The organism is Vibrio sp. 14N.309.X.WAT.E.F5 (genome assembly GCF_030397615.1).
GTDB lineage: Bacteria > Pseudomonadota > Gammaproteobacteria > Enterobacterales > Vibrionaceae > Vibrio > Vibrio lentus.
Genome location: NZ_JAPNXR010000002.1, coordinates 258,509 through 279,466 on the forward strand (window position 1 = coordinate 258,509; position 20,958 = coordinate 279,466).

Here is a 20,958-nt window from a genome sequence, read left to right on the forward strand (position 1 = left end):
TTTATTCAATCTATTTAATTGCTCAGCTTTTTTGAGTATCTAGCATCACTTGCCAATATTCACATTTGGCTAAGAACTCTTTTAAATAGAGCTCTGGATTCTCTAGTTTCTCGCCGCCTTTTACATCAGCGCCAGTCACACGCCAAAAACTACGGGTGACGAGATTACGATGGTAAATGAAATCGCTGATTTCATTTTTTTGCAAAGGAAGTTGCTCACCAAACGTATTTTCGTAGTGACTCAGAGTCGAGGCTTGCTCACTTGGTTTCTCTCTTAAAAAGGTATCCAAGTCCAAGCCTAATTGATGTTGCGCTTCCTTTGGTAAGGCTTTAGCTAACCTAGAGATAACACTGAACAGAGCCAACTCAACTTTTTGAGACGCTAATAACGATGCACCTAAAAGCGCATGTTCATTGGAAATGTGTTGCTCTGTTGATGAAGCGGTTGCTGTTGTCACTGTGTTAACCTCAAATAATCATAACGGGTGTTACTGAACTGGATAGAGTCTTTTCATTACGCTGAATCTTGTTCTTGGAATTAAAAAGAATCTTTTAGCTAAATAGAATCTTGCAGTTAAGCAGAGTCTTTTAGCAGAACACGTTCAGCATCAATAATGGTGAAGCCCGATGCGTCTTCATTCTTCTCGACTTGCACTAAACCTTTAAAACCAATTTGCGACAACTTCTTCGCAAGCTGATCCGGCGCGGTTTCAAACACTACATTCATAAAAGGCAAAGATTCAGCATCAACAAAACCATGCTCGTTAAACAGTTCCATTGCTTGAGATAAATGGTCTGAGTCGGTTAATTCAATAATTTCTACAACTTCTTCCAACAACATCTTCGATTCCATATTCGCCAGAAAGTGACTGACACAAGCAAGTTCGTCTTGCTCGCATACATTCCGATGCCCTAAGACACCCCTTTAGTAGTAAGGAGATCATAACATATTAATAATCGTAAAATATGTTTATTTTCCCTAAGCCATTGGGGATAACAGAAAAGAATCGAAACTGATTAAGCATAATCAGCAGCAATTTATCTCATCGAAAACGGTAGGTATGACTTGAGATGATTAGGCTACCGTAGCTTGAGAATCGCTCGTTTCTACAATCGATTCTTGCAACAAACCGGCATAAATACCATTGTGCGCGACCAATTGTTGATGATTTCCTTGTTCAACGATTTCACCCTTTTCCAGCACCAAAATAGTGTCAGAGTGACGGACGGTACTCAGTCGGTGCGCTATCGCAATCACGGTTTTTTCTTTAAAAAGGCGCTGCATCGCTTTTTGAATAAGGTCTTCGGTAATTGAGTCTACTGAGCTAGTTGCCTCATCAAGCATCATCAGCTGCCCACCTTGTGCGACCGCTCGTGCAAACGAAATGAGCTGCGTTTGCCCCACAGATAAATTTGAGCCATTCTTTTCTAAATGGAAATCATAGCTTTGTGGCAATTGCTCAATAAACTTATCCGCGTACACATAGCGCGCTGCTTGTTCAACCTCAGCTCTAGTAAGATGTTCCTTACCCAAAGCAATATTGAACTGAATCGTCTCTTCGAATAAGTGCACATCTTGCATCATCATTGAGAACAAGTGGGCAGAGTCTTCGCTTGAAATTTGTGACAACTCAATGCCATTCAACAAAATGCTGCCTTCATAATCTTGATAAGTTTTAGAGATCAGACGCAGAATCGTCGACTTACCTGAACCCGTTGAACCGACAAGTGCGATTTGATGCCCTTTCCCCAGTACAAAAGAGACATTCTTTAGAACATATGGAGAATCGTCTTTGTAGCGGAAACTCACATTTTTGAACTCAAGACTGACAAACTTTTCGAGCTGGTTTTTGACTTGATGAGATGGCAATAAGTTACGCCCTTCCTCTTCTGTCGGCTCGACAAAAAGCTCTTCAATATGGTCAAAAGCCGCAAACGAGCTTTGAATAGAGGCAATCTGAGAAGTAAAGTCACGAATGGGAACAAACACCTTTTCGAGCGTGTTGATGAATGCGATCAGCACACCCAATGTTAACGCACCTTCAATGACTTGCTCTGAGCCGTACCAGATCATAATCGCGATAGTGATTGAGGTGATGCCCGAGATAAACGAGAACAAAATCGCATCGTACTTATTGATCTTCTTTTGAGCTCGCAAAAACTCATCCGTGTAGCCTTGGTATCGTTGCTCGACTTGCTCCTCAGCGCGATACATCTGAACGGTTTTCATGCCAAATAGCACTTCTTGTAGGAAGCCAATACCACGCGCCAGTGTTGAGCGAGTAACCTTATACATCGCGCGGAGACGATTACGCACATAGACCGTCAAGTACATCACGGGAGGCATGATAATCAGCACAATCATAGTCAACTGCCAATCAATGAAGAGCATCATAATAAGCAGAGCAATAGTGTTGATGCTGTCTTTAACCAATCCAACGACAGATTGAATAAATGTCTCGCCTATCGTTTCTAGATCGCTGGTCAGGCGCGAAAGAGTCACACCAATCGGTGTGTTATCGAAATAGCTACGAGGCAGTTTAAGCACACGCTCAAACAGTACTGAGCGCATGTCGGTAATGGTGTATTGGCCTGTTTTTCGCAGATTATACGAATAGGTGGTGTCGACCACATAACTGGCAATCAAGACAAGAACTAAATAGAAGACATACTCAAGTAACCCGTCCATATCACCCTTGCTCAAATGCACGTCGATCACTTGAATAATCAACCAAGGGAACAACAGGCTTGTGATCACCGACAACGGAAGCATCGCAACACCCAGAATTGCTGAGCGTTTGTATTTCTTAGCAAACTTAAAAAAGTGCTTCAGATACTTAACATCAACACCTTTTAACATGCTGCTGCCTCCGTTTCATTCTGTTGTAATTGCCAAGTGTCGTAATAGTAAGCACAGGTTTTTAATAAGGTGTCATGGTCACCTTTCGCGATCACTTTCCCTTCGTTCAGAACAATGATGTCGTCCATATATTCAAGGGCATTAACACGATGCGAAACCACCAGCACAGATTGATTTTTCAATCGATTGAACAGGCCTTCCAAGATCTTTCTTTCCGTTTCATAATCGACTGCTGACAGAACGTTATCCATGATGATTAAATCTGTAGGCTCTAATAAAGCACGCGCAATACTTAGGCGTTGCTTCTGGCCACCCGATAACATGATCCCTTTTTCACCGACTAAGGTTTGATCGCCGTTTTCAAAACGAGTGACGTCATTCGCTAGTTGGCTCAACTCAAGAACTTCATCAACCTGACTCTTTGCGAGTTCAGTATCCAAACTGCCAAAACGAATGTTGTCTTCAACCGTTGCTGAAAACAAGTAAGGATCCTGAGTAACCGTTTTGACATAACGGCGTAGATCACTGCGTGAAAAGCTTGTTACGTCTGTTTCCCCAAGAAAAACCGTTCCTTTAGGTACATCTAGATGGTGATTCAAGCAGTTAACTAACGTCGTTTTACCCGAGCCAATTCCGCCTAACACACCAATTTTCTTTCCTGCAGGAATATCAAAGCTGATGTTATCAAGAATGAGTCGCTCCTCACCTTCGTATTGGAAGCTCAGGTTGCGCACAGAAAACGCCTTTCCCTTGAAAGATTCAACGTCTAATTCAGACAACTTCGCGTCATCCAATTCTGGAACTTGCGCATTAAGAATAGTTTGTGCGCTTTGAATTCCCACTATGCCACGCTGATAAATGGTCGCGATTCTGCCGAGCTGCATCAATGGCATAGCGAGTAAAACAGAATAAGTCAGGAAAGCGGTTATTTCGCCTAAAGTAAGCTCTTGCCTCATTAGCATAAAGCCACCAAGTCCCAGAATGATGATTTTCATTAAGTCGTTGGCATAATCGAGAACAGGCATGAAGAAGACTTGAATACGAGTGATCTTAAGGCGACATTCAAGCAGTCGCTGATTGAGCTTTTCGGTTTCGGCCTTCACCCAGGGCGACATCTGCTGACTCTTGATCAGATCAATCCCTGATAGGTAACTCATCAACTGAGCAGACAGATTCTGTAAACGCTTCATATGTTCTAAATGCAGTGTCTTCATTCGTTTAAAACCAACTCGGAAAATCACAAAAGCGATTGAGATAGGAATAATCGAATACATCGTAAGCTCTGGCGATATGCGCCACATGTAGAGCGGTGTTAATGACAGTGCCAACAGAGCATTAAAGAACTGAAGAAAGCCCACACCAAACAGCAAGCGAATGCCACTGAGATCATTATTGATGATGGAGATCAGTCTGCCTGACGCAAACCTCTGGTGAAAACTGTTAGGTAAACGGTTTAACTTTTGGAGAAGTGTCGTCTTAAGCGCCGCCTCTGTAATCCGCCCAGGGTTAAGCGCATAGATACGAGATAATATACGCACCACAACCATGGCGACCGACATGCCAACCACAATCCAAACATAGGTTTGAAGCTGCTGATGGCCACTTGAGGAAGCATCATCAATCAGATCTATCGCCAATTGGATATAGCGTGGTATTTCAACTTGAAGCCAATTTAAGAGAAAAATGAAAACTATCGCCAACAAATAAGACGTGCGATTCATACGCAAATAGTGGGCAATAAACTGTCTTTTATTCATGGAATTCTTTCTTTGAGGACGGGTTCGCGGCTGTACCATGGATTCATCAGGAGCTTGGTACATTCTCAGGTTTAAAGGTACACCAAAAAGACATAGTTGACAATATCAACCAAATTTATATTTTAATCGTTCCGTTGTTTTTCAAGGCTACAAAAAGAAAATTCGCCGCCAAAATGACGGCAAATATTTAAGGTTTGTTAAATGATGAGATTTAAAGGACGACGTCTACCTGCCCGTTGTTAATGTCCACTAAACGCTTCACTTCACTTCCCATTGCTGATGGATACCATACTTCTACCCAAACCTTATCAACATGATTTGGAAGAAGCAGTGTCGTTGAAAAATCAATATCCTCATTGATCGGTGTTCTCAACACTTGTGAAGTGTAATCGACAACCTCTCCATTAAAATCAGTGTAGATACTCATAAAGCCTCGGGAGCTCTGTGAGCTTGCTACATCAACGGTGACAACAACCTCCCTCTCAGTAGAGAAGTCAAAACCTTCCGGTACGGAGAGCTCTACTGATTTCAGCGCTTGTGCAGGTGCAACGCTAGAGGTAACCGCGCTGCTTCCTCCAGCTGGTGCATTACTTGGTGGAGTCACGGAGCTTGGAGCTGAAGCGCTACTGCTACCACCACCTCCCCCGCCACCACAAGCTGAAAGGAAGACAAGAGACACGCTACTCAGTATTAGTTTGATTGTTTTCATAAATCCTCCTTGATTAGTCTTCTGTTGACCAAGTTTTATCTGAAGTCGGGTTTTGGTACCAAGTCGGCTTCGCTGAGCCCCCAGAGGTCGCCCATTCGGCAAAATCAGGATACGCCTCACTGATATCAATGTACTCTGCTGGGTGATTCCAAGGAGATGAAATTAATATTCCCCAAGGCATATTTTGCGTAGTTCGATAATATTTATTGCTCGACGGGTCAGAGTCATCCTGCGCAATTCCGTAGAAGTCACTGACTAACGTACCGCGAGTTGTCGGTGGGAAATCGGCAGTATGAATCTCTAAGTCTTTACCCGGAGAGCTAGTGAAGCTATCACCATGATACTGACCTTCACCCGGCCCAAAGATGAACGGGTCAAAGCCACTTAACGGCACCAGTGAACTCACTGTTGGCTCACTTCCAGAAGCAAACGGTAGAGAAATGCTGAACGTCATTTGTTCAGACTCCAACGACGGACTACAAGAAGGGTTGGTGCGATGGAACATACACTCGGCATTGATAGGTAGATCATTTTTTAGATTTAAAGAAGCAACGACGACTAGGTCTCCTCCTGGCGATGCGACTTCTTTGTCTTCCCCAGTAAACGGAGAGATATCAGCGCGAGTTACACCGTTTCTTTGTACTCGAGCGGTTTGAAGATCAATATCTGACTCGTCAAAGCCATTAAGCTTCCAACCTAAACCGTTACCGTAAGAGGCGCCATAGGCCATTATCGTTCCTGTAATGTCCATTCGAAGAACCACATCGTCTTTACTTAGAATGGTCGTGCGGTAATAGACCACAACATCATTTAGATCAAAGTCACCCACTTCTGGCCAATTATCTTCGAACGCCGCTGTGTAGTAATTTGAATGTTGGATAGTGGTTCCTGGGTCAGTTACATTGAAAACATAATCCTCGACTTCGCCATCGCCTACATAACCATCACTTGGAATGTTCGGGCTACTTGCTAAGCGGAAGCGAGTTTGAACGACACCAACAACTGCATCATCACCAACACGAATCGGAACAACTTGACTACCATCCACTACTGCATGATTTGTCAGTATTTGCTCGTCGTCAGCGAATGCCCCATCCATGTCCCAATCAGCCCACGCTTGAAGATAACCACTCCCCACTACATTTACGTTGATTAGGCTATCCAGTCCTATCTCTAGGTTAGATAACAAAGTAATACCGTCGTCATCATTCCCGCCAATATCCAAATCATCGCCATTTGATGACGCACCGGGTTGTCCATCGGTATCTGCATCAATACTCGCGCCTAGATATAGTGTTGAAGAGACCGCGTGCTCAGCACCATTACTTGCCTGCAATGTGCCGTAACTATCAGGAGCGTCTCCGAAATCAGATTCATCGGAGCTTTCAATTGGAGTGGTGAATCCGGAGAGATCCCAGTTGCCATCGAAAGCGGAAAAGATGGGATTTGGGAAACTACTACCGCTTGTCGTCACCGTTTCAAATTGTAGGGTGACAATCGAGGTGTTTTTGAACGTAAATTTGACCGCCCCTGAAGTATCGGTTTCGGAGTAATTGGTACCCGGCCCACTGAACAAAACCGAATCTCCATCTTCGCTTTCCTCAGCGGTTAAACTCGCGCCAGCAGAACCTGTTTGATAGCTGTAAAAACCTTCACTTTTAAACACACGAACTTGCTCTGATTGAACGGGTTCGCCATCAATGTCATATCCAATCATATCGAACTCTGGAACGGTATAAGGTTCTGAAAACGTGCCAGATAACCCGTCAGTTCCGTCATAAAATTCGAAGGTATAGATAAGACCCGCTGCGCCAGCAGAATTCGTTTGATAAAGGAAACCAATGTCTCCGTCTGGCTGATCCGGGCCTTCTTTATAATCGGGAGTGTGGAATAAAAACGTAGCATCACCAAAAACTTCACTGCTCACTTTCGCATCTATCGTTTTTCCATTGTGTGTGCCCACATTCAAAAAATGAATGACCGTGCCATCGTAAGAAGGGCCCGCCCAAGTGCTCAAATTTGTTGATTCAATATGGTTAGAAAAGTCTAGATCAACGGACGTTGCATAGAGAGGGGCACTGACTGCCGCTGTGATAAGGGAAATAACCTGTCTGTATTTCATAATAAACCTCTACTTTATCTTCGCTAAGGCGAATTCCTTGAAAAGTACTTGAACTCAAAACGGCAGATTAAATAAACGTGATTCAAACAAGTAAATGGTGGAACGAATCAAGTGCTGGTCTATTAGTGTTGATGCCGAGTAAACAAGCTGCATATTCAATAAAGCAAAAGGGAAGCCAAGTTTTCGAGTAAGTGAAAGGTAATGATAAGGATATGAAAATAAAGGTTAATTTGTGTTTCTAACTTTTTAAACTGAGGCTGATGAGTCATATGTTCAAAATAGGAATCAATTTGCTCAAATGTTTAGTCAATTTAAAAGCCAATGGTTTGATCTATTCTTTATGCCAACATAAATCACACAAAACACGAACTAAACTGGGTTCGAAACAGCAACATTCAATTAGATGTATAGAGAGCTGATGGGCACTTAGGAATAAGTTAAACACATAAAAAACCGCCTAAAAGCACACAGCTTTTAGGCGGTTAGATATCAACTAGATTAACTAGCGAAGTTTGAGGTAGAGGTGCTTAAAAAATCGAAAGTCTCTGCGTCTAAAGCATCTCTTTGGCAATCAAATGCAGTAAGAAGGTTTCACGCTCAATACTCATGCCCTTTTTCGGGCTCTCGGCCATGGTCTTTTCATTATGGGCAATCGCTTCATGGATATTCATCCAAACCGGTTTCATCCCATTTTTCACTTCATAATCTTCGTAAGCCGTTTCACCAAGCTCACGATCGATCTTGCATGAGTAGCAGTAAGAGATCATGTGCATCATATCTGCGTCGTCTTTATACCAAGGACGAAACTCTTCAAAAATGCCGAACGGCTTGATGCTATGAATGTTCTTTGCACCCGTTTCTTCTTCGAGTTCACGAACCATACCAGCAATCACATCTTCACCTTCATCCAAACCACCACCAGGAATGGTGTAATCGTGATAGCGCTCGGTGTACAGCATCAGAATGTTTTCACCATCTAAGACAATTGCACGGGCAGCGTTACGCTTGTATACGGTTTTATTGTCTAGGTGATCGATATCAGGGTGGATTGTGGTTTTTAGATGTCTCATGATTCTGACTGCTCAACTGAATTTGGGCGGCATCATATCATAATAGAAAATAGATTCGAGGCTAAGAACAAGTGACACAACATCAAGCACCACACTCTTTAACCCAGTTTATGCATTGTCTTGAAAGAGTCAGTTTCGCTTCAAAACCCTAAGTTCTCCGTATACTGATCTCGCAATACCAGGGTATCTCTTAGCTTGATCTAACACCCAAAAAGCAGCTAAACATGAAGAAATATCAACCTATTTCAATATCTTGACCAAATTAGGACAACCTTTTCTGAAATCTAAAATATACTAATTTCATAGAGCTTCTCATTTGGTTCTGTAGAACTTAACGCATTCGATTATAGAGTTATCACGTAGGAGATAAACATGAAGAAAATTGGTTTGATGGCTGTATTTGCCGTTGTATTAGGCGGTTGTGCAAACGACTATGCAGAATATAGCGAAGGCCAACGTGTTTCAGTCGCTAACCCAGCTGCGGTTTATTGTGTTCAACAAGATGGCGAATTAGATACGGTGACTGAAAACAATCAACGTACCACTTACTGTGTATTCGATGACGGTGAGCGCATTGAACAGTGGGAGTACTACCGCAATAACCACGAGCAAGAAGCTGAAAAGTAATCACTTCGACTGCGAGTTTCTAACCTCACCGCTGTAAGACCCCGCCCCAAAAATTCTAGTACGTTACGTAAACTGCCTGCCTCAAGGCAGCGGTTTACCGTATACACACACCAATTGAACAGTGTTTTATTACTGACATTTCCATGACATTGTGGAGACACTCGAAACGATAGAATGCCAGCCTGTTACAAAATATTACAAGCCGTATTGATATGAAAAGCCAATCTAAAACCAAAGAACAAACTCATATGTCACTTGAGCTCCCAGAGTTCACGCTATCGCAATCAACTTCTCAAGTGATCTATAAACGATGCCAGACAGCGTTAGTCGTATTGGCGATCAGCATCGTCGCAAACCTTGCACTTCGAATTGATTTTGTATTGCTAAATGGCAATGTTGGTGAGATCTCAGTAACTGAGATGCTTCAACAGATTCTGCTTGTCGTAGCGTCTGGGTCTTTTGCTTACCTAGCAAGAGAGAAGCGTGAAGTTAAACATGCGGCTCTGCTCATCAGCGCATTCTTCGCGGTGATGTTTATTCGTGAAATGGATTTTTGGTTCGACAAAATAGAGCACGGAGCATGGGTTGTCCCTGCTCTATTGATTGCAGGCAGTGCCATTTTTTACGCAATCAAGAATGGTAAACGCACTATTGATCAGCTTGCGCTTATTCTTGCCTCTCCACACATGAACCTTCTGGTTACTGGCGTGATGCTATTGTTGGTGTTCTCTCGCCTATTCGGTATGGGCAGCTTTTGGCACAATGTTATGGGCGATGATTATGTTCGCGTGGTTAAAAACATCGCTGAAGAAGGCACAGAGCTTTTAGCTTATTGTTTAATTGCTTTCGCTAGTCTAAAGACAGTTCATGGCATCACGAAAAAGAAATAACCGTTTATCGCCACCAGCGCTGAGTCTTATCTTGCTCTGGGTCTAAATATCGATTTAAGAAAGTCAGGTTTGTGTCTAGTAAAGCTAGGTACTCCCTGGCTTTTTCTATATCTGAACCAACTGGAGTTTGAAGAATACAACACTCCAATACCGGAATAAGTGTATCCACAATATCAAAACGGGGAGATGATTCTATCCAACCTCTCGCTTTCACTAACGCTTCAACAGATAACCTTTCTGGTTCTTGCCTTACGGATTCTAGATCTCGCTCAAAAGACTCTGCCACGACACCTTCGAGATAAACTCGATAAGTGGTCAGTACATCCATGAGCAAAAACAATTGCCCTTGAGGGCCTTGATGAGGATATGGCACCGCGACATGAGCCTCTAACTGATGATCTATTTGCAAATCCACACCAAGTGCGGAACACCTGTCAACAAGCACTTTAAGCAGACCTTGTTCATCCATCAGCGATTGAATCTCGAAAATACGTTGTAAATGGTAGTCATTTGAAACGAAAGTTACTTTGACACTCTGCCCACGAGTAAACAGCCCGCTTGCAATCATTTCTGAAGCCAAATTCTCGATGTTCTCGACCGTGTTTGTCGAAAGCTGCTCGAGTAAGATAGCGCCTAACATAAACGGAGCTTCGCGCTGACTTTCAAGCTTACGAAAATATTGGTGCATCGCATCAGCTTCGGAGGTGTTTTGCCCTTGCGTAACCCCACCACAAAATGCGACCGCAGTTTGCAGATTCGCTTCCACCATTAAATACTCAACTAAAGCATCAACACGACTGATTCCCTCATCAGTCAATTTATTCTCATTAAGTCGCTTACCCAGCACAATAAGGAGGTGATTAATGCTCATTTTATGTTCAAGTCTCGTTTTAGTGATTAGATGAAGTGAATTATGTATACAATAGTTGTTAACAAAAGTATTTTGAAATTCTTATATGTTGCTCGCAATAATGCTCACTATTCATAGCGACACATAGGTAATGCAAGAATAGACGTGCCGCTTTTAAGCAAAAATAACACGCTCATGCATTTCTTTGCTCTACGTTTGCTAACACAAGTCTCAATAAAAGAGACGTTTCAAACAAAGAACAAGCTCAATCAAAAAACTGTTTCAACCAAGGTCTGTTTTCACTAAAAAGTGAAACGCACAAAATATAAATTTTATACAGAGTTCGTTCATCGAACCGTCTTCACAGGAAGTTACTATGCTGTCTATTTTTGACATTTACAAAATCGGGGTTGGGCCTTCCAGCTCCCATACAAATGGACCAATGATCGCTGGGTTTAATTTTACCCAAAGAATTGAATCGGTACTTGATCAAGTTACCCGCATTCAAATAGACCTATACGGCTCATTGTCACTAACAGGTATTGGCCACCACACCGATCGTGCAACCCTATTAGGTCTTCTTGGTAACCGCCCTGACACCATCAAAATCACCAGTGCGAATTTAGCAATGCGTAAAGCGATTGAAGACAAGTCGCTATTGGTGAGCGGTAACCATGAAATTCACTTCGACGTAGACAGCGACTTACTGTTTCATAAAACCAACCTACCACTTCACGAAAATGGCATGACTATCTCAGCCTTTAACGCGAATGGTGAACTGTTGGACATGGAAACATACTACTCTATCGGTGGCGGTTTCATTGCAACCGCTGATGAACTGCAAAATGGCAAGCAGGAAGCAGAAACACAAGTTGAATTCCCTTTTACTTCTGCCGACCAATTACTTGAATTGTCTGAACAACAAGGGCTTAGCCTTGGTGGCTTAATCCTACGTAATGAAGTGTCTTTCCAAGACATGGATGTGATTGACCAAAAAGCTGACCAAATTTGGAAGGTAATGTCTCTGTGTATGCAGCGTGGTTTTGATACTGAAGGTATTCTTGATGGCGGACTAGAAGTCACCCGTCGAGCGCCAGCTCTTTTAAAAAAGCTGGAAGCGAATGCTTCAATTGAAAATGATCCAATGGAGATCATGGATTGGATTAACCTGTTTGCCTTCGCCGTGAGTGAAGAAAACGCAGCGGGTGGTCAGGTTGTGACATCACCAACTAACGGTGCTGCTGGCGTTATTCCTGCAGTATTGATGTACTACCACCGCTTCATCAAAGAGCTAGATACCAAGCAGTTGAAAGACTTTTTAGCAGTATCTGGCGCTATTGGCATCTTATACAAAACCAACGCTTCAATTTCTGGTGCAGAAGTGGGTTGTCAGGGCGAAGTTGGCGTATCTTCTTCAATGGCAGCAGCTGGCCTAACCGCCCTACGCGGTGGCAGCAACGAGCAAATCTGTATTGCAGCTGAGATCGCAATGGAGCACTCACTTGGCATGACATGTGACCCAATCGGCGGGCTTGTTCAAGTACCGTGTATTGAACGTAATGCTATGGGCGCGATGAAGGCAATCAATGCATCACGTATGGCGCTGAAACGCACCAGTAAGTGCCTTATCTCGTTAGACAAGGTTATCGAAACCATGTACCAAACGGGTAAAGACATGAACAAGAAGTACCGTGAAACGTCTTTAGGTGGCCTAGCCGTGATCCACATGGCGCCACCTTGTGAATAACCGCGAATACCAATCACAGTAAGTAAGTGATCATAAATAGCGCAGGAAAAAGGCTCAAGAACAAGGCTGCTCTTCTCGATAAGAAGTTTCGATAAGTAGTTATCCTACAATCAAAATTTCTAACGCAGTTATTGAGCGTTTTAACCAGCTAGGATGACCAGTTATTTACTACGATTGGTATAAAACACGAGTTCAGAAAGCCCCTATAGAGATGGCATTCTTGTAAACTTAGTTTTCAATATCAAAACAAAGCCAGCTGCCAAGCTGGCTTTTTTAATGGCTAAAACCCAACGGCCAATTGAAAATGGTATTCACTTGAAAAACTTTACAAGATGAGCATCGATAACTTTCCCTTTATTTGTTCATTACTTAGCCACAAATAAAAATGGTTGAATTTCACACAGCCATGCATCCACTAGCAAAATCTAATATTGCAGATTTCATTCATGAGAAATATCAATGTACTCATAAGAAAAGGTATATCGAGTAAAGTTCTGTTTGGGACCGATGTTTCAGTTTATGTATTGCTATTAATGATATTATAATTGGGTAATTACACTACATATCAACACAAATGTGAGAATAAAATAATGTGGAATAGATTAAACAAATCAATGATGTTCTGCCAAATGATGTTCGGACTTTCGTTCTATGGCGTCATGGTGATCTTGACTCGTTTCTTCCTTGAAGATCTGAACTACAATGAAGCCGACACCATGATGGTTGTTGGTGCTTTCTCTGCAATCGGACCGCTGTTTGCTATCGCAGGTGGCTTCATCGCCGATAAATTTTTAGGCGCATACCGATCTTTGACTATTGCCTTTTTAGGCTTCGCAAGTGGTTATGTTTTACTGGTACTCGGTGCAGCTGCTACCAATGTACCGATGGCATTATGTGGTATCGCTTTAGCAAGTTATGCACGTGGTTTGATGTCCCCTTCTTACCCAAGTCTTTACAAACGCACGTTCAAAACTCAAGAAGATTTTGAAAACTGCTACCCGATTAACTACTCAGTAAACAACATTGGTGCGTTACTAGGCCAATACTTGTTCCCAATGCTAGTGCTTGTTGTGGGTTTCCACGGTGGTTTCCTTCTTTCAGCTGTTCTAGCAGGTGCCGCGCTTCTAATGATGATCTTTGTTCGCAAAGGCCTTGTTGAAGCCAGTGCTGAAATCGATCAACAACCAGTAAGCACTAAGAACTGGGCAGCCTTCCTTGGTCTTTCTGCAGCAATGATTGGCTTGGTATTCTTCATGTTCTCTAACATGGATATTGGCCAAAACATCGTATACGCAATTGGCGGTGCAGCAATCGTCTACTTTGTGTCTTTGATGTTGAAATCGAAGAAATCAGACATGCTGAAAATGGGCACTATCTTAATCATCACATTCCTTACCACCTGTTTCTTCGTGTACTACGGTCAAATGATGACATCAATGACTATGGTAGCGATCAACACAATGCGTGGTGACCTATTTGGCTTCATCCCTGTCGCTCCAGAAGCGTCAATGGCAATGAACCCACTGTGGTGTATGGTTGCTGGCCCTATCATCGCGGGCATCTTCTCTAACCTAGAAAAGAAAAACATTAACTTCTCAACTGCAACGAAAGTAGGTTTCTCATTCATTCTAACGGCTATCGCTTTCGGTATCCTTACAATGGCCGTAACCACAGTTGGTGATGATGTTCTGATTCGCCCTGAAGTGTTCCTAGCGATTCACTTCTTCCTAGCATTTGGTGAAGTAATTGTTGGCTCTATGGTTGTTGCGTTCATTCTGTCTGTTGCACCTAAGCACATCGAGAACTTCTCAGTGAGCTTGTTCTCTGTAGCAATCGCCCTATCTGGCATTGTTGGTGCTGTATTCTCAACGTCTATTGCACTAGAGAAAGGTCAACAAATCACGCAAGAGATCGTACAAACGGTTTACGGTGATTACTTCCAAATGCTGACTGTTCTAGCGGTAGTGATGGTGGGTATCGCAATGGCTGCATCGTTCATTATTCGTAAGATGCTGGAAGCAGCGAAAGCCGCTGAAGAAACTATCGAATTAGAGCAAGCAAACAGCTAATTCTGCTTACGTTAAACAGTTCGAATACATCAGCCCTTTAGTTTTCTAAAGGGCTTTTTTTGTCTATATTTTTGTTTCTATTGATAGCGGGTTCACGTTACGTTGCGCTTGTGTAAATAAAAGTAAATGATAATTATTAGTATTGAGTGTTTTCTTGTTCAGGATTATGATGTGGAAATCAAAATCTAAGAGAGCCTTATATGAGCAAGCCTAGCCCTATCACATTAACTGTTACTCAAACCTCAACTATCACACCAAACATGCAACGTATAACGCTGAGCGGTGAAGGGTTAAGTAAATACCCAACTGAATGTGCCGGCGGCTACATCAAGCTTTTATTCTCGCCACTCGGCACAACCGATTTAAGCCAACTGAATGACGGTGATCGCCCAACTATGCGCACTTACACCATTCGTCAGTACAACCCTGTAGAAAACTGGATTGAGGTTGATTTCGTTCGCCACATCACCACAGATTTACAATGTGGTTTCGCTGCAAGATGGGCAATGAACGCGGAAGTGGGAGACACGATTTCAGTGGCGGGACCTGGTTTGATTCAAGGGCTGAATCTGAACTCTGATTGGTTCTTCTTAGTCGCAGACATGACCTCGCTCCCTGCGCTTTCTGCAAAAGTAAAATCACTTCCAGAGCACGCAACAGGTCACGCTGTCATTCAGATCAATTCAGCATCAGACAAGCAAACACTTGAAGCGCCTCAAGGCATCAAAGTCACTTGGTTAATTGAAGATGAAACCTCAGAATCCCTTTCACAAACGGTTCGCAATTCAGAATGGTTAGACGGTCAGGTTTCGATTTGGACAGCGTGTGAATTTGAAAGCATGCGCGAGCTGAGACAATACTTCCGAAACGAAAAAGAAGTCGCGAAAGAGGACATCTACATTAGCAGTTATTGGAAGCGTGGCGTCACTGAAGATGGCCACAAAGTATTGAAGCAACAAGATGCTCAAGCTTTAGCGGGTTAAGCCTGTTACTGCATACATCTTTTTGCTAGATAAATAGAAAACGCCCTTAGCGAAGTTCATCTCGTTAAGGGCGTTTTAGTTTTAATCCGAAGAAAATCAAAGTCGAAGTGTAGAATTAGATACTCTCACCTACTTCAATCTCATAACCAAGATCCAGCTTCGCCACCCATTCATTGTTGCCTTGTAAACGTGCTACAACTTGCTCTGCAGCGACTTTACCGATCTGCTCCCTAGGTGTTACGACAGTCGCTAAACGCGGCGTCATCGCCACCGTAATGTCGTGTCCGTGGAAACCTGCAATCGCCATCTGCTCGGGTACTTGAATACCACGTCGTACACATTCGTAAAAAGCACCAATGGCCAAATCATCGTTAGTACAGAAAATGCCATTCACTTGTGGGTGTTTCTCAAGTAACTCACCAATCAGTTTTGCACCAAGAGTAAACGAGGAAGCGTCTTCCGTTTGCAGTGTCACAGGCGTTTTATCGGCTTCTTGCATTGCATGCTCGTAGCCCGCCATTTTCAAGCGAGTACGCTCATCCATACGTGCTGCTAAGTAAGCGATATTGGTGCGCCCTCTCTCGAGCATGGTTTTGGTCATCGCTCTAGCCGCTTCAAAGTTATCAAAGCCCACTGCTTGTTCAATACGGGGAGACACCGAATCCATAATTTCAATCACAGGGATAGAAACAGTCTGCAGCATTTTACGCGCTCTATCGGTGTGCACGTTTTCTGAAAGGATAATCGCATCAACGTTATAGGAAAGCAGTGAAGCGATGCTCTGCTCTTCCAGTTCAGCGCTATAGCCATAGTGGGCAATCATGGTTTGGTAGCCTGCGGGCGCGGTAACTTGTTCAATGCCACGGATAACTTCAGCAAAAACTTGGTTGGTTAACGAGGGAACCAAAACACCAATCGCATTGCTTTTTGCGTTGGAAAGAATGTCTGGTGCGCGATTAGGAATATAACCTAGCTCGTCTACTGCTGCGCTGATCTTATCGCGCAGAGCTTCTGATACTTGAGAAGGATCTCGCAGGCAGCGACTGACGGTCATTTTAGTGACACCAACGAGGTTGGCAACATCTTGTAATGTTGGACGTTTTTTCTTATTCGACATAATTAGTAATTATTATTTTTGAGTTATGTTACTGGTAACAGTGTATCCGACTGACGTGGAATTTGAAGCCTAATTTAGTAAAATGTTGATACAGCGTCATAATTAAAAACGCCCTCTTGTTGAGGGCGTTATTGATTGTTTAAGCGTTCACTTTTACTTCAGTTCTTGGAGACTGACTCCAGGTAACGTGATACTTTTCAGCTTCATCTCTATCGACTCGCGAATAAGTATGAGAACCAAAATAGTCACGTTGCGCTTGCAGCAGATTTGCAGGCAACACCTCACAACGTAATGAGTCGAAGTAACTCAGAGCAGAACTGATTCCCGGCATCGGCACACCATACAGAGCTGAGTTCGCTACCGCGATGCGCCAAGCAAGCTCACGCTCCTCCACCTGTTTGATGAAAGCCTCATCAAACAACAGATTCGCTAGCTCAGTATTTTGTTGGTAAGCCGATGTGATACTTTGCAAGAAAGCGGCACGAATAATACAACCCGCTCGCCAAATCTTAGCAATTTGAGTGAAATCGAGATTCCAACCCTCTTTGTCTGACGCAGTTTTCAGTAAATCAAAACCTTGTGCATAAACAGACAACTTGGCGCAATATAGAGCATCGTGAAGCTCAGAAATAACCTCTGTTTTATCCAACTGGCTGGCATCAGCAATATTGCCCTTTAGAAGCTGACTACCTTGAAGACGTTGTGATTTTTGACCGCTCATCGCACGTGCATAAACCGCTTGAGCAATGGTTGGGGTTGGACACCCTTCTTGAAGGCTGTTAACTGCCGTCCACAAACCCGTACCTTTCTGCCCTGCTTTATCAAGCACAACCTCAACGAACGGCTTACCCGTTACAACATCTTTTTGTTGAAGAATATCGGCACTGATTTCCATCAGGTAACTATTAAGTACACCGTTGTTCCATTGATCAAAGACTTGGCCAATCTCTTGAGCTGACATATCAAGCACATCACGCATGAACTGGTAAACTTCACAGATGAGCTGCATGTCGGCATATTCAATACCATTGTGTACCATTTTCACATAGTGCCCGGTACCAGAAGGACCAACATACGCAGCGCATGCTTCACCCGCTTCAAACTGACCAACAGGTAGCCCATTAGCATCCACTTTTGCAGCAATCGCTTCCCACATCGGTTTCACATATTGCCAAGCTGATTGGTCGCCACTCGCCATGAGCGCAGGGCCAACACGAGCGCCTTCTTCACCACCAGAAACGGCGGTGCTAAAGAAGCGCAGTTTGCCTTTGTAGCTCACTTCACGCGCCTCGGTATCTGTCCAAAGGCTGTTGCCTGTATCGATAACAATGTCGTCATTTTCTAAGCCAGCATCAAGCAAGCTATTTACGACGATATCGACAGGTTTTCCTGCAGGAACCGACAAAGCGATTACACGCGGCTTCGCGAGCCCTTGCAGCACATGCTCAAGGCTAGTCCCTTGTGTGAACTGACCTTTACCAGTAAACGATTCATTAAGCAGCTTTGCTTCTGAACTGGCGCGATCAATATTGTCTGTATTCAAGTCAAAGCCAGCAACGTTAAAGCCGTTATCCAATAGGTTGAGCGCAAGGCTTTTGCCCATCACTCCTAAACCAATCATCGCGATGTCATTTTTTATCTGAGTCATGGTTTAACCTATCTGCTTAATTTGTTTGAGTGCACTTTCTACGACTTGCTCAACATCTTGCGATATATCGACAAATAGCGCTTCATCTAGCTCAGGTTCAACCAAGGTTGCGAATTGGCTTTTCAACATTTCTTGGCCATTAAAGTAATGGTTTTCACGAGCTTTATGGCGATTCCAAATCGTATCGAAACTGCCCTGAAGGTACACAATCACTAAGTCTTTATTGTTCTCTCGCAGAATCTCACGGTATTGAGGTTTCAATGCAGAGCATGCAATCACAGCACTTGGTTGTTCGATATATTGCTTATTCAGTGTTTCTAGCCATCCTTGACGATCTTCGTCAGTCAGCGGAATACCTTGACGCATCTTTTCTACATTGCTTTGTGGATGGAAGTCATCGCCATCAAAGAATTGAAGTTCTAAAGCCTGCGCGACACGGCTGCCAATCAGGCTTTTTCCGCATCCAGATACGCCCATCACGAGTATTTTTTTGCTTTTCATAAGGCAAGCCTTCCCTAAGCCCCAACCAAAACAGGGGCTGACAATCGAATCTAATAGTTAAACTTGTGTTGCTATTGATAGGTTCCTGAACGTTAAACTCACTCAGGAACCTTCGCTGTTATTGCCACCAAAGCGCGAGCTGAGGGAAGATAATAACCAGTGCCAGAACCAATACTTGAAGTGCAATGAACGGCAGTAGTGAAGAGAAAATTTCACCTAAGCTGATGTCTTTTGGTGCTACTGATTTCAAGTAGAATGCCGCAGGACCAAACGGCGGTGACAAGAACGACACCTGCATGTTTAGGCAGAACACAACGCCGAACCACACTGGGTCAAAACCAAGGCCAGTGATGATTGGAACGAAGATTGGCATTGTTAGAAGTGCCACACCTACCCAGTCAAGGAACATGCCTAGTACCAATAAGATAGCCATCATGATTAATAGCGTTACTGTCGCGTTACCGCCACTGAGCGCAAGGATGGTTTCTTCAACAAAATCAATGCCGCCCATCAGGTTGTAGATACCAACCAATGCGCTTGCACCGATACCAATCCACATGATCATGCCGCAGGTACGCATGGTTGCGATGGCACTCTCTTTCAACATACTGAAGTTCAGCTCACCACGGATTAGCGCACTGATCATGATGCCAACTACACCCAAAGCAGACGCTTCTGTTACTGATGCGATACCTGTGTAGATACTGCCCAAAACCGTTGCGACAGAGAGCAGTGGGAAGAACAGAGCTTTGAAGTAGCTTGGCTGATTGGCGATATCTTCTTCTGTCTCATCATCACTTGGAATTGGCGCAAGAGAAGGGTTTAGCTTACAGCGAATCAGCACATAACCGATGTAACAGCCAGCAAGAATAAACGCTGGTAAGAATGACGCTTTGAACAGGTCGCCAATCGATACGCTGGCTGTCATACCGTAGATGATAAGTACGATACTTGGCGGAAGCATGGTACCAAGTGCGCCACCTGCACAGGTTGTACCGATAGCAAGCTTACGGTCATAACCCAAGCGAAGCATTTGTGGCAGTGCGAGAATACCCAGTAGTACCGTTTCACCACCGATAACGCCTGACATCGAAGCCAATAGAACCGCAACTAGTAGCGTTTGAACTGCAACACCACCACGAACCTTACGGCCAACAGATTTCATTGCATCAAACAGGTCACGCGCGATACCCGAGCGGTCTAATAAAGCCGCCATCAACACGAACATGGGAACTGCAAGGAAAACATAACCAGAAGCAAAGCTGTAGGTACGGCTTGCAATCAAAGGCAGGGCATCAGGACCAAACCAACATAGAGTGAAGAAAATCGCGACAAAGCCTGTTACGAACGCTAGCTGCATACCGGTCAGTAGCAGGCCAATCATCATAACCAGCATGAGCAAACTGCCCCATGCGATACCAATAGAAGATAAATCAAACATCGTCATTCTTCCTTAGACCTATCAACTCTTGGATTAGGTGCAATACAAACTGGACAACAAGAACACACAAAACGACAAAAATCAGGCCTTTCAGCAACGCAGGATAAGGCGCGTTTAACACTGAACCTGATGTTTCAAGGCGGAATTCACCCCAAGGTGCAAACCACGCTTCTTCCGCAGTGAAGTAAGCCGCGTAAGCGAGCATGCCAGCAAAGGCCAAACCAACAATGTGGTGAACAAGATTAAGATATTTGCGTGCTTGGTTAGACACTGAATCGTAGATAAGAACCACACGCACATGCTTATTCGCAGCAAACGCGTAGATACCACCAATAATGAATAAAGAACCACCTATGAAAGAAGCTGTTTCATGTACCCATGTGGTCGGGGCATCGAATGCGTAACGCATCACAACTTCATAAAATGAAATCAATACAGTAAAAATAAACAACCAGCTAACGAGATTACTGAACTTTATAACAACACGATCAAGCGCATTTCTTGGTTGCTCGTCGTTTTCAGCTGGGGCGTGGGGGATTTTATCGGTCATGAGCCAAATTTCCTGGGA

Annotated in this window: 18 protein-coding genes; 5 read left to right on the plus strand and 13 right to left on the minus strand. The window is 43.6% G+C overall.

Translation table 11 applies throughout. The features are described from left to right. Nucleotides 1-22 precede the first annotated feature (22 nt). The 7 genes from OW495_RS03530 to OW495_RS03560 all read right to left on the minus strand — a co-directional run bounded on the left by OW495_RS03530 (nt 23) and on the right by OW495_RS03560 (nt 8,517). Nucleotides 23-457: a hypothetical protein gene (locus OW495_RS03530; RefSeq protein ID WP_102513736.1), complete on the minus strand. Its 435-nt coding sequence runs from the start codon at nt 455-457 to the stop codon at nt 23-25. A 116-nt stretch (nt 458-573) separates the two neighbouring features. Further along, on the minus strand, nt 574-840 hold the full coding sequence (locus OW495_RS03535; RefSeq protein WP_017111811.1) for a hypothetical protein: 267 nt from the start codon (nt 838-840) through the stop codon (nt 574-576). Nucleotides 841-1,074: 234 nt separating this feature from the next. After that, the gene (locus OW495_RS03540; protein ID WP_102282010.1) at nt 1,075-2,859 is read right to left on the minus strand and encodes an ABC transporter ATP-binding protein; all 1,785 of its coding nucleotides are present in this window, start codon (nt 2,857-2,859) and stop codon (nt 1,075-1,077) included. Continuing rightward, nucleotides 2,853-4,616 (minus strand): ABC transporter ATP-binding protein, encoded by a 1,764-nt coding sequence (locus tag OW495_RS03545; protein ID WP_102513737.1) that lies wholly within the window; start codon nt 4,614-4,616, stop codon nt 2,853-2,855. The genes OW495_RS03540 and OW495_RS03545 overlap by 7 nt, the downstream gene beginning before the upstream one ends. 211 nt (nt 4,617-4,827) lie before the next feature. After that, complete coding sequence (locus OW495_RS03550; protein ID WP_102513738.1) at nt 4,828-5,325, minus strand: hypothetical protein; 498 nt, start codon at nt 5,323-5,325, stop codon at nt 4,828-4,830. Between the two features lie 13 nt (nt 5,326-5,338). Then, entirely contained in the window at nt 5,339-7,447 is a 2,109-nt protein-coding gene (locus OW495_RS03555; RefSeq protein WP_017111807.1) for an LruC domain-containing protein, read from the minus strand. Nucleotides 7,448-7,998: 551 nt separating this feature from the next. Further along, nucleotides 7,999-8,517 carry an NUDIX hydrolase gene (locus OW495_RS03560; protein ID WP_017094984.1) on the minus strand — a complete coding sequence of 173 codons (519 nt, stop codon included), beginning with the start codon at nt 8,515-8,517 and terminating at the stop codon, nt 7,999-8,001. Nucleotides 8,518-8,889: 372 nt separating this feature from the next. Here OW495_RS03560 and OW495_RS03565 point away from each other — a divergent pair, with 372 nt between their 5' ends. Next, a complete protein-coding gene (locus OW495_RS03565) occupies nt 8,890-9,144 on the plus strand; it encodes a DUF333 domain-containing protein (protein ID WP_017105223.1) in 255 nt (84 codons plus the stop codon). Nucleotides 9,145-9,356: 212 nt separating this feature from the next. After that, nucleotides 9,357-10,034, plus strand: coding sequence for a hypothetical protein (locus tag OW495_RS03570; RefSeq protein WP_020477297.1), 678 nt, complete (start codon nt 9,357-9,359; stop codon nt 10,032-10,034). Nucleotides 10,035-10,038: 4 nt separating this feature from the next. Here the strand turns inward: OW495_RS03570 and OW495_RS03575 are convergent, their stop codons facing one another. Then, a complete protein-coding gene (locus OW495_RS03575) occupies nt 10,039-10,905 on the minus strand; it encodes a YdcF family protein (RefSeq protein WP_102513739.1) in 867 nt (288 codons plus the stop codon). A 355-nt stretch (nt 10,906-11,260) separates the two neighbouring features. Between OW495_RS03575 and OW495_RS03580 the strand changes: the two genes are divergently transcribed. The 3 genes from OW495_RS03580 to OW495_RS03590 all read left to right on the plus strand — a co-directional run bounded on the left by OW495_RS03580 (nt 11,261) and on the right by OW495_RS03590 (nt 15,683). After that, complete coding sequence (locus OW495_RS03580; RefSeq protein ID WP_017105226.1) at nt 11,261-12,631, plus strand: L-serine ammonia-lyase; 1,371 nt, start codon at nt 11,261-11,263, stop codon at nt 12,629-12,631. Nucleotides 12,632-13,221: 590 nt separating this feature from the next. Continuing rightward, nucleotides 13,222-14,700: a peptide MFS transporter gene (locus OW495_RS03585; protein WP_029223660.1), complete on the plus strand. Its 1,479-nt coding sequence runs from the start codon at nt 13,222-13,224 to the stop codon at nt 14,698-14,700. A 200-nt stretch (nt 14,701-14,900) separates the two neighbouring features. Next, nucleotides 14,901-15,683, plus strand: coding sequence for a siderophore-interacting protein (locus OW495_RS03590; RefSeq protein WP_289885016.1), 783 nt, complete (start codon nt 14,901-14,903; stop codon nt 15,681-15,683). 115 nt (nt 15,684-15,798) lie between these two features. On the opposite strand, the gene gntR is transcribed toward OW495_RS03590, so the two are convergent. From gntR to OW495_RS03615, 5 genes are all read right to left on the minus strand, one after another. Continuing rightward, nucleotides 15,799-16,800 carry a gluconate operon transcriptional repressor GntR gene (gene gntR, locus OW495_RS03595; RefSeq protein WP_289885018.1) on the minus strand — a complete coding sequence of 334 codons (1,002 nt, stop codon included), beginning with the start codon at nt 16,798-16,800 and terminating at the stop codon, nt 15,799-15,801. 139 nt (nt 16,801-16,939) lie between these two features. Next, nucleotides 16,940-18,448 (minus strand): NADP-dependent phosphogluconate dehydrogenase, encoded by a 1,509-nt coding sequence (gndA, locus tag OW495_RS03600; protein WP_102514643.1) that lies wholly within the window; start codon nt 18,446-18,448, stop codon nt 16,940-16,942. Nucleotides 18,449-18,451: 3 nt separating this feature from the next. Continuing rightward, nucleotides 18,452-18,949, minus strand: a complete 498-nt coding sequence (locus OW495_RS03605) for a gluconokinase (RefSeq protein WP_102514644.1) — start codon at nt 18,947-18,949, stop codon at nt 18,452-18,454. Between the two features lie 118 nt (nt 18,950-19,067). Beyond that, nucleotides 19,068-20,390, minus strand: a complete 1,323-nt coding sequence (locus OW495_RS03610) for a TRAP transporter large permease subunit (protein WP_010428786.1) — start codon at nt 20,388-20,390, stop codon at nt 19,068-19,070. Then, nucleotides 20,383-20,940, minus strand: a complete 558-nt coding sequence (locus OW495_RS03615; protein WP_102514645.1) for a TRAP transporter small permease subunit — start codon at nt 20,938-20,940, stop codon at nt 20,383-20,385. The genes OW495_RS03610 and OW495_RS03615 overlap by 8 nt, the downstream gene beginning before the upstream one ends. Nucleotides 20,941-20,958: the final 18 nt, after the last annotated feature.

Coding starts and splice junctions, on each gene's coding strand:
- OW495_RS03535 (WP_017111811.1), bottom strand. CDS start 840: ATGTTGTTGGAAGAAGTTGTAGAAATTATTGAATTAACCGACTCAGAC.
- OW495_RS03540 (WP_102282010.1), bottom strand. CDS start 2,859: ATGTTAAAAGGTGTTGATGTTAAGTATCTGAAGCACTTTTTTAAGTTT.
- OW495_RS03545 (WP_102513737.1), bottom strand. CDS start 4,616: ATGAATAAAAGACAGTTTATTGCCCACTATTTGCGTATGAATCGCACG.
- OW495_RS03550 (WP_102513738.1), bottom strand. CDS start 5,325: ATGAAAACAATCAAACTAATACTGAGTAGCGTGTCTCTTGTCTTCCTT.
- OW495_RS03555 (WP_017111807.1), bottom strand. CDS start 7,447: ATGAAATACAGACAGGTTATTTCCCTTATCACAGCGGCAGTCAGTGCC.
- OW495_RS03560 (WP_017094984.1), bottom strand. CDS start 8,517: ATGAGACATCTAAAAACCACAATCCACCCTGATATCGATCACCTAGAC.
- OW495_RS03565 (WP_017105223.1), top strand. CDS start 8,890: ATGAAGAAAATTGGTTTGATGGCTGTATTTGCCGTTGTATTAGGCGGT.
- OW495_RS03570 (WP_020477297.1), top strand. CDS start 9,357: ATGAAAAGCCAATCTAAAACCAAAGAACAAACTCATATGTCACTTGAG.
- OW495_RS03575 (WP_102513739.1), bottom strand. CDS start 10,905: ATGAGCATTAATCACCTCCTTATTGTGCTGGGTAAGCGACTTAATGAG.
- OW495_RS03580 (WP_017105226.1), top strand. CDS start 11,261: ATGCTGTCTATTTTTGACATTTACAAAATCGGGGTTGGGCCTTCCAGC.
- OW495_RS03585 (WP_029223660.1), top strand. CDS start 13,222: ATGTGGAATAGATTAAACAAATCAATGATGTTCTGCCAAATGATGTTC.
- OW495_RS03590 (WP_289885016.1), top strand. CDS start 14,901: ATGAGCAAGCCTAGCCCTATCACATTAACTGTTACTCAAACCTCAACT.
- gntR (WP_289885018.1), bottom strand. CDS start 16,800: ATGTCGAATAAGAAAAAACGTCCAACATTACAAGATGTTGCCAACCTC.
- gndA (WP_102514643.1), bottom strand. CDS start 18,448: ATGACTCAGATAAAAAATGACATCGCGATGATTGGTTTAGGAGTGATG.
- OW495_RS03605 (WP_102514644.1), bottom strand. CDS start 18,949: ATGAAAAGCAAAAAAATACTCGTGATGGGCGTATCTGGATGCGGAAAA.
- OW495_RS03610 (WP_010428786.1), bottom strand. CDS start 20,390: ATGTTTGATTTATCTTCTATTGGTATCGCATGGGGCAGTTTGCTCATG.
- OW495_RS03615 (WP_102514645.1), bottom strand. CDS start 20,940: ATGACCGATAAAATCCCCCACGCCCCAGCTGAAAACGACGAGCAACCA.